The organism is Chryseobacterium sp. SIMBA_029 (assembly GCF_046535275.1).
GTDB lineage: Bacteria > Bacteroidota > Bacteroidia > Flavobacteriales > Weeksellaceae > Chryseobacterium.
The window spans coordinates 1-267 of sequence record NZ_JAWRXA010000399.1; the positions used below are offsets into that span (position 1 = coordinate 1).

Consider the following 267-nt stretch of genomic DNA (forward strand, 5'->3'; position numbering starts at 1 on the left):
GACCCCAGCTTAGATTTGGTTACCGTGTATTGCCTATGGAAAAGTGGGCACTGTGGACGAACTTGAAGCACTGCAGACCATAGGCCGCCTGATCAAAGAAGAACGACTTGCGCAAGGGCTGAGCCAAGTGCAGCTTGCAAAGCAGGCAGGTACTGCTATAAAGACCGTCCGAACGCTGGAATCGGGAACACGCCGAACGCAGGAGATCAACCAGCGCAAGGTTGAACATGCCCTAGGTTGGCGTCCCGGCTCTGTGGCCGATGTGCT

At 55.4% G+C, this 267-nt stretch carries 1 protein-coding gene; it reads left to right on the forward strand.

Features of this window, described 5'->3' with window-relative positions:
- Positions 1-52 precede the first annotated feature (52 nt).
- A partial coding sequence (locus SB679_RS24595; RefSeq protein WP_410704901.1) for a helix-turn-helix domain-containing protein occupies positions 53-267 on the forward strand: 215 nt, incomplete at its 3' end.